This is a genomic window from Photobacterium sp. OFAV2-7 (assembly GCF_022347985.1).
GTDB lineage: Bacteria > Pseudomonadota > Gammaproteobacteria > Enterobacterales > Vibrionaceae > Photobacterium.
Genome location: NZ_JAKRFQ010000128.1, coordinates 1 through 8161, shown reverse-complemented (window position 1 = coordinate 8161; position 8161 = coordinate 1). Strand labels below are relative to the sequence as shown.

The 8161-nt window shown below is 47.6% G+C and carries 7 protein-coding genes and 2 pseudogenes; 1 reads left to right on the top strand and 8 read right to left on the bottom strand.

The genetic code is table 11. The features are described 5' to 3' along the window. The 4 genes and pseudogenes from MHN01_RS09540 to arfB form a co-directional block, all read right to left on the bottom strand. Positions 1 to 404, bottom strand: a pseudogene (locus tag MHN01_RS09540) (EamA family transporter); the annotation flags it as partial. Positions 405 to 526: 122 nt separating this feature from the next. Next, the gene (locus tag MHN01_RS09535) at positions 527 to 1423 is read right to left on the bottom strand and encodes an aspartoacylase (protein WP_239411139.1); all 897 of its coding nucleotides are present in this window, start codon (positions 1421 to 1423) and stop codon (positions 527 to 529) included. Between the two features lie 80 nt (positions 1424 to 1503). Continuing rightward, a complete protein-coding gene (locus MHN01_RS09530) occupies positions 1504 to 1953 on the bottom strand; it encodes a hypothetical protein (protein WP_239411138.1) in 450 nt (149 codons plus the stop codon). Between the two features lie 92 nt (positions 1954 to 2045). Next, positions 2046 to 2459, bottom strand: coding sequence for an alternative ribosome rescue aminoacyl-tRNA hydrolase ArfB (arfB, locus tag MHN01_RS09525; protein WP_239411137.1), 414 nt, complete (start codon positions 2457 to 2459; stop codon positions 2046 to 2048). A 178-nt stretch (positions 2460 to 2637) separates the two neighbouring features. Between arfB and MHN01_RS09520 the strand changes: the two genes are divergently transcribed. Further along, positions 2638 to 2970, top strand: coding sequence for a DUF3392 domain-containing protein (locus tag MHN01_RS09520; RefSeq protein ID WP_239411136.1), 333 nt, complete (start codon positions 2638 to 2640; stop codon positions 2968 to 2970). 79 nt (positions 2971 to 3049) lie between these two features. On the opposite strand, the gene MHN01_RS09515 is transcribed toward MHN01_RS09520, so the two are convergent. The 4 genes and pseudogenes from MHN01_RS09515 to MHN01_RS09500 all read right to left on the bottom strand — a co-directional run. Beyond that, complete coding sequence (locus MHN01_RS09515; RefSeq protein ID WP_239411135.1) at positions 3050 to 4765, bottom strand: NAD-dependent malic enzyme; 1716 nt, start codon at positions 4763 to 4765, stop codon at positions 3050 to 3052. A 212-nt stretch (positions 4766 to 4977) separates the two neighbouring features. Next, positions 4978 to 5925 (bottom strand): DUF4382 domain-containing protein, encoded by a 948-nt coding sequence (locus MHN01_RS09510; protein ID WP_239411134.1) that lies wholly within the window; start codon positions 5923 to 5925, stop codon positions 4978 to 4980. 233 nt (positions 5926 to 6158) lie between these two features. After that, on the bottom strand, positions 6159 to 7964 hold the full coding sequence (gene selB, locus MHN01_RS09505; RefSeq protein WP_239411133.1) for a selenocysteine-specific translation elongation factor: 1806 nt from the start codon (positions 7962 to 7964) through the stop codon (positions 6159 to 6161). Then, positions 7961 to 8161: pseudogene (locus tag MHN01_RS09500) on the bottom strand (L-seryl-tRNA(Sec) selenium transferase); the annotation flags it as partial. The gene selB and the pseudogene MHN01_RS09500, both read right to left, overlap by 4 nt.

Below are 8161 nucleotides of genomic sequence, written 5' to 3'. Positions count from 1 at the left end.
AACCCACCTATGGCAAGGCCAAACCCCAACCATTGAATGGCTGTTAGTCTTTCCCCCTGCCACAGTCCATACCCCAACATAGTTGTCTGCACAGCAGCAAAAAGCAGTAATGCGCCGGTCGCAGCCGGCAAACTGATGTAGGCAAAGGAAAACCCTGCCGCATAAGTAAACAAGGCAAGGGCTGACAACCAGTTCCCTTCAGTATGCCGGGCATTACTTTTCCGGGTAGAAATCAGCCACAATACCGCAGCTCCCGAAACCAGACGAATAGTGGTAAAGGTGGCAGCATCGATATCTGTTTCCAGCAACGCCACCCTGTTTAGTAATGAGTTTCCGGCAAATGCCAGCATTGCGAGAGTAGTCACCGCCATCACTCTCGAGAATGGCTTTTCATCCTGTGTCATTTATCCAACCAATAACGTTGTAACCATCATCCACAAGTGAATAGGAATAAAAAAGCAGCCCCCACCAATGTTGGGAACTGCTCTTTAGTATGGCTGATGTATCAAGTGTTACTGCTCTTCCGCTACAGCTCGACAACGACCTTCTTGGCCAGTGACATTGCCAAGTTATTATCGTAATACGCCGCCTCGTTGATAAAGTGCGGATAAGCTTCATAGTCGCCAATCCAGCAAACTTCCTTACCATCAAATAAGGTGAAAATCGGATCTCCCGAGCGAATTGGCTTAAAATCGGCATCCTGGACATTCCGATGAACCATACCGATTCGTTCACCATGTTCATCTTCCGGCAGCTTCAGCGTTTCTTCATATTTATATGCTTCATAGCTTGCAGGCAATGACGGAAGAGAGTCTGTATTGTGCAGTTCAACATAATCAAGAATATGCTGGGTCATCTCTTCCATCCAGTCGAGCACATCCTGGCGGATCACTGACTGAGACTGCGGGCCGACTTCAACAATCACGCCTTGCTTGGTGATAGAGCTTAGGAAGTAATGCTCATCAACCGATGTCTGGTCTTCCAGCACCACAACGGCTTCAGGCATTTTAGCCTTAACGTAAGCACCCATCTTGCGGTTAAATGCATCGGACTGCAGTAAGATCAGCGTCGGCCCCATATTACTGGTGGTATTGTGCAGGTCGATGATGAAGTCTGTTTTGGCATTTCCTTTCGGGCCAATCTGAAGGTTGATAGCCTTCGCCCGACTCTGCTCGTAATTAGCCAGTTCAGGGTTATTCAAATCTTCAAGGCTGAATTGTCGGTTCAGATCGCAATCAAGATAGCGCTTGTTTTCCTCAAACGCTTTCGGGTTGGCAAAAACAGTCTGGGTCGCAAAGGAGTCTCGGGCGATTAGCTGCGGATCTTGCTGCCATTTTCGAAGCAGGTAAATCCCGCTGAATTCATTTCCATGTGTGCCGCCGACAACAGCAACCGAATTAATTGTATTCGTCCTTGTATTCACAGGCCTGGCTCTCACTCGTTATTCTTAGAAATACACTGAAATGAATACCAGTTTCACTCACGTTTTGCCAGAGAAACAAGCTAATTTTCGACAGGTCGGGTTTGCGCCAGCTTAAGATAAGAATGTAACTCGTCATTTTTATACTCTATCGCCGAGTGAATATTGACGGTTCGATTGGCTATTACTGCACAACGGAACAGGTCTTCACCTTTGTGAATGACCATTTCAATCACACCGTCTACCAGCTCCCACCAACCCGAGTGTTGTTGGCGATTAAATAGCGTATATTCATTAAGCGTCCCATCCGGGAAAAACGTCAGCTCGGTAACAAACCCTGCACTACAGGTTTTCAGCCACTGCTGTGATGCTATCTCTTCGAGTGAGAAGTTTCGTTTGTTCGACAGCCACTCATGCATACTGGCCTGTTCATCCGAATCAAGAGATGGCAAGGCATCCAAATCCAGTAACCTGACCCGTTCTGACTCCCGCAAATACAGTTGAAGCAACTGGCATGTTTTCTTCTCTGACATCCATATCACCTTTACATATCATTATGTTAGGAACGAAATTAAACCCTATTCGGTTATCTTTCACGGACTAAAGAATCAAACTGTTAAGCTACTCAAAACTTAACCTTACCTCTGAGGGACTTTGTCTGGCCTCGCTGCGTTTTTTTATCCATTCTGCGTTTCTGAGAGCCTTTAGTCGGCTTGGTTGCTCGCCGTGCTTTCTGCTGAACGACTGATGCCTGAATCAGCTCCTTGAGCCGTAATAATGCATCTTCCCTGTTCTGCTCCTGCGTCCGATATTGCTGGGCCTTGATGATAATAATCCCATCCTTCGTAATACGGTGGTCAGAAAGTTTCAGCAAGCGCTCTTTATATAAAGCCGGAAGGGATGAACGCTTTATATCAAACCGAAGATGAATAGCGCTGGAAACCTTATTCACATTCTGGCCTCCCGCCCCCTGAGCGCGAATAGCTGACATTTCGATTTCCCACTCAGCGAGCTGGACAGAATTGGAGATAGTTAACATGGAAAGAAGTACAAACCTATAACGAAAAGGTATTCAAACCTCGATTATACCACTGATCCAGTAATCCTTTGAAAGCAAGCCAAATGTGATCATGCTTACAGGCTCGTTCCATGACAGTATAGACATTCATGGAGAACCAGTATTCTTTGCAAAATCACATGTTATTACAGTTATATCCATGAACTTACTGATTGAATTTCTGACAGACTCAGGCCAGTTTATTCGTCCCTGGCTAAGCGAAATCTCCACTGCTATGGTGGCTTGTCTACTCGTAGTGTTCGGTGCTGATATTAACCGGGTACTCAGACGCCAGCTGTCCGGCACTAACTTTTTAATACGCACTCTTGTATTTGTTCTGGTCAACGCCTTCGGTTACGGCTTTTTGATTGTGTCTGTCTCTCCCTGGCTGGCCAAGCAACTTAGTCATATACCCAGCCAATGGTTGATCTGCCTGGTTGTCGCAACTTTTTTCTTTGTCGGCTCATGGGCACAACGCAACAGGCAGGTTTAGTACACCTATCTGTCAATCCACAGATAAAACAAAACCCGGCATTGATGCCGGGTTTTGGTTATATCTTAACTATCAATGATCACACTCTGCGATATGGCAGGTACACCGGCTCCCACATATGCTCGGCCAGCTCCAGCTCGATATCTTTACCCCGCAAAATGCTGTTCGGATCCGTAGCCTGCATATTAGTAAGAATACTGGTCGCGACTCGATGAGAAACGTCTTTCAGCTCACTGATCCTCGGATATACGCAACCGGCAGCCAAATCTTCTTCTGACACACATTCAGCCAGCGCGTAAGAAGCCATGGTGAACATATCCAAATTGATCGTCTTGGTACGCGAGACAATGGCAGCCAAACCGACTCCCGGGAAGATAAACACATTGTTACCCTGCCCAATTCGGTATTCATAGCCGTTGTAGCTGACATTATCAAACGGACTACCTGTCGCCACGATCGCTTGCCCGTCACTCCACTTATAAATATCTTCCGGAAGCGCCTCGCAATTGGCTGTCGGGTTAGAAAGCGGGAATACCATCGGACGCTTGGTATATTCCATCATTTTCTGCACATGTTCTTCTTTGAACGCGCCGCCAATACCGCTGGTGCCCAACAAGACCGTCACCGGATAATTATCGATCAACTCTGTCAGTGATACTTTACCGAGCACTTCGGTATGCCAGCTCTCTGCAATCGAACGCGGCTTGGCATAGCGTTTCTTGTACTCATCCAGCCCTTCGCGGTCATCGAAGACCAATCCCTGAGAATCCAGAATAAAGATCTTGTCTCTCGCTGCCGCATGAGAACAGCCTTCTTTCAACAAACCGGCATAAATCTGATCCGCAACCCCAACCCCGCCGGCTCCGGCACCGTAAACCACATACGATTGATCAACGAGCGATTCACCCTTGATTTTGACTGCGCCCAGAATACCGGCAAGCACCACCGAGCCCGTACCCTGAATGTCATCGTTGAACGACGGCAGGAAGTCTTCGTAGTCAGCCAGATTATCAAAGGCGTTCGACTTGCTGAAATCTTCCCACTGCAATACAGCTTTAGGGAAATGTCGTTTCACCTGACGGACAAACTTTTTGATAAAGGCTTTGTATTCCTCGCCGCGCATACGCTTGCGAGGTACGCCAAGATACATAGGATCATCCAGCAAGTCCTGGTTATCTGTACCCACATCAAGAGCGATAGGTAAACAGTGTGCAGGATGAATCCCCGCCCCCAAGGTATAGAGCGACAACTTACCGATTGGGATCCCCATGCCGCCAACCCCTTGGTCACCCAGTCCCAAAATCCCCTGGCTGTCCGTTACCACGATAATTTTGATATCTTTACCGGTAAAGTGACGGGCCTGCTCACCCATATTGTCGACGTTGTCTTCTGTAATGTATAAACCACGTGCCTTCTGATAGCGGTGGCTAAATTCCTGACAGGCCTTACCCACAGTCGGGGTATAGATAATCGGTGTCATCTCTTCGATATGGCGAGACAGTAACGCATAAAACAGAGTCTCGTTTCGGTCCTGGAGGGCGCGTAGGAACAGGTACTTCTCAATATCTGTCGACGCATTTCTAAAACCGTCGTAAACACGGTTAAGCTGGTCATCAAAGGTCTGAACACGCGGGGGTAACAAGCCACTCAGCTGAAAAGCTTCTCTTTCCTCGTAGGTAAATGCAGTACTTTTGTTGAGTGTCCGGTCATTAAGCAGCTCTGTTCCGGTTAAAGAAACAGGTCTGAATTCATTGCCATTTTCATCTTTCCAACGCAGGTATTTGCCTATCGTCATGGTATCCCTCCAGTCTTATTTTCGACAATCAGTCCTCATTAATTTCCTGCGGCGATGACAGACAATTGGAGGGCTGACATTGACTCCTTTAGGAGATAACGAAAGATTCTACGCCCTTAACTAGATGAAAAATGTGATATTCGGAGAATAATTAGTTGATTTTATAGTGATAATTTAAAAGAAAACCCGCTGTAATAGCGGGTTACCAATGACTAGAAAGTGAACGTTCGGCCGCTGGCCGTCAGTACTTCGTCAACAAAGCTAGAATCGATTGTTAATTGATCCCCTGCATTTTCAGGGTCATCTTCACTGCCGTTACATACCAAGACAACGTCATAGCTACCTAAAGGCACATATCCGACTTCAAACTTACCGGACACAGAATCAACTCCAACAGACGTGTAAGGTTCATTGGCCGATCCTAGGTCGCCATGAACACCACCGGTAGGCGCTGTATAAACATAAACGAACGCATCATTGATGTTATTGCCGCAAGCTCCGCCACCCAAGGTAACTTCACCAGAGATCGTTGCGACATCCTGGTTGTTGCCCAAGCGAACGCCGCGCGGCTTCAGTTGATAACCATTGGCATTTTCAACCATGCTCTTACGCAAATCGAATTCCAGTGTATAGGCTTGAGTTGCATTTGCCTGTACATCAAAGCCATCAAGTTTCAGCTCGCCGCTAGGTACTCGTATTCCCTCTGTGGCACTTGTGTCTGTTACAACATGCGAATACGGTGTGCCATCGGTGTAATTACCTTTTTCAAGCACTGACAGACGCATCTGAGTATATTGGCCGGCTTCCATCTGCTCATCACTCAACACCTGCAGTGACTGTTCGCCTTGATAAGCCATCAGGTTGATGACCATAAACGCCGGGTTTCCATCGCTATCTTGCGGAATTGCAAGACCATCAGGAATACACTCCGCCGAGCTTTGATCTGAGGCAAAAGACGTCGTCCCCCAGCTGGACTCACCACCGTTTGTGTGATGTACCGTGATCTTATCGAATGCAACGCAGACTTTGCTCAAACCGTCGACTGGCGCATCTGAAAATGCCAAATTAAACTGAACAGTATTGCTACTATCACCAGACGAACCAGAACCACACCCCACTAACGCCAGACTCACTACGCTGGCAACCATCAACTTGCGCATTGATAAAACTTTCAATTAATAATTCTGCCCGAAGAATATCCAGCCTCATGCCGTATTCAAAACCAAGAGTTCCCATTTGACGCAAGTCTGACAGAGATTTTACAAAACGGCCTAACAGTGCAATAGATAAGCAAAAATGCGCTTCCCAACAAGCTAGTTACTACTTGTAAAAAAGAAGCCTCACAGTGTGAGGCTTCCTGATAATAAAACTACAGCGTATCTAAAGAACTCAATTAAGCTAATGCCGTTTCCACCGCCCGAAGTACCTGGCGATCATTCTCAACTCGCTTGATCCAGCCGTCGGATTCCATCCGGTTCAATACCGGGATCATATACTTTCGCGACAAGCCGGTTCGATCTCTGGCATCGGAGATCTTAAAGCGCTCATTGACTTCCCGCCCTTCGATGATGTCATTGACCAGATTATCGTAGAGGCCTTTCTCGTAGTAAATTTTACCCTCAAGCGGAACTGCGAAACCAAGGCGCACCAAGTTTCGCAACTCTTTTTGCGCCCCCGGAATTTTCTCTTTATCCGCTTCGTAGCCCTGCTTTTCAGCCTGGCTCATTCGCTCTAAAATCTGTTTTGCCGTTGGAGAAAGCTGGGCTTCACTTCGCCCACTACCAAGCGAGAAGAGCTCGCCGCTCTGCTTCAGTTTGCCGTCTTCGACTAACTGCTGTAGCAAAGCTGACAAGACATTCATCGGCAACTGGACCTTGCCGCTTAGCTCATTGACGGATAAATCAATCTGCTCTTGTTTGAGGATTGATTCAATCGCCTGATGAGAGTTATTGAAACACTCTTCGGTGAATAACCAATCACCACAAGCTTTGTAGCCGGATTCATCAAGCTGGTGATCGCCACGTTTGGCATAGCCATACAAAGACATGTTAATGGTGACATAATCTTCCCATGCCGGATGTTCAGGCATTGCCATTAGCAAATCATACAACTTGTTGCGATGCTGCTTGGCAACAGCCCCACCCCATACAACTGCCCCACAGTTTATGATGCTACTACCACCATGCTGAATCAGCAGCGCGCGCTGGTTCCAGAAACAGCAAGTCGGCTCTTTCAGGCGTAAACGAGCCAAATTCGTACCCTTGAAGACAAATATCTTGGCAAGGGTATTAAACGTACCGAATGCCACTTCGACTTCGCTATTGTTACGACACTTGTTCTCAAACAACATGCCATCCAGGCGAACAATCACTTCATCAACAATGAAGCCGGACTCCTTCGAGGCCATCAGACAAAAACCACGTTCGACTTCTTTTTTCTTGACGCCTTTCAGCGCAATCGCGACACGGGATACCGGTTGGGCTGTTTCGATATTCTGGTGATATGACTGCAGACTCTTCACCTGCACTTCCCTGCCAGATGGCTGAAGAATCAGCTTCTGGCCGACATGAAATTCACCGCCGCAGAGACTTCCCGTTACTGTCGTACCCACGCCGTTGACCGTAAATACGCGGTCGATGTATAAGTGTGCCTGACGCTGAACAGCTGTCTGCTGACGCGCATCATCCGAATGATTATCCAGTTTGCGGCAAATATGCTGGCGAAGCTCATCGATCCCTTTCTGTTGATGGGCTGATACCACCACTGAATCCGGAATGAAGCCTGCTATCTCAAGGAACTGCTCCAGCGCTTCTTCCTCAACCAACGCAAGCATGTCATCGTCGGCCAAATCAGATTTGGAGATAACCAGGGTCACATTGTCGATCCCCATCGAGGCAATCACTTTAAGGTGGTCAGTCGACATCTGCATCCAGCCTTCATCGGCTGCAACCACAAACAACACCATGTCGAGGCTCCACACACCGGCCACCATGTTTCGGATAAACCGCTCATGACCCGGTACATCGATAACCCCTACTGGCGTGCCGTCTTGATGCTTAAAGTAAGCAAAGCCGAGATCAATCGTCATTCCCCGCTTCTTTTCCTGCGGCAAGTGCGCAGTATCAATACCTGTCAGTGCTTTGATTAGCGCCGATTTACCATGATCGACATGGCCAGCCGTTCCGACGACATAACTCATAGCAACACCTCCGCCAATTGGCTTCGTAGATATGGGATTTCAGACTCTTCGATAGTCGCAAGATTGAGCTGCACCCTGTCATGTTTAATAACGCCAATCACCGGCAGCGGCCAACCTCGCATGATTTTCAGCAATTTCTCCGCCGAACGCTTGTTACGTCCGTTATCTGTGACGATCTCAACCGACCAGGATGGATC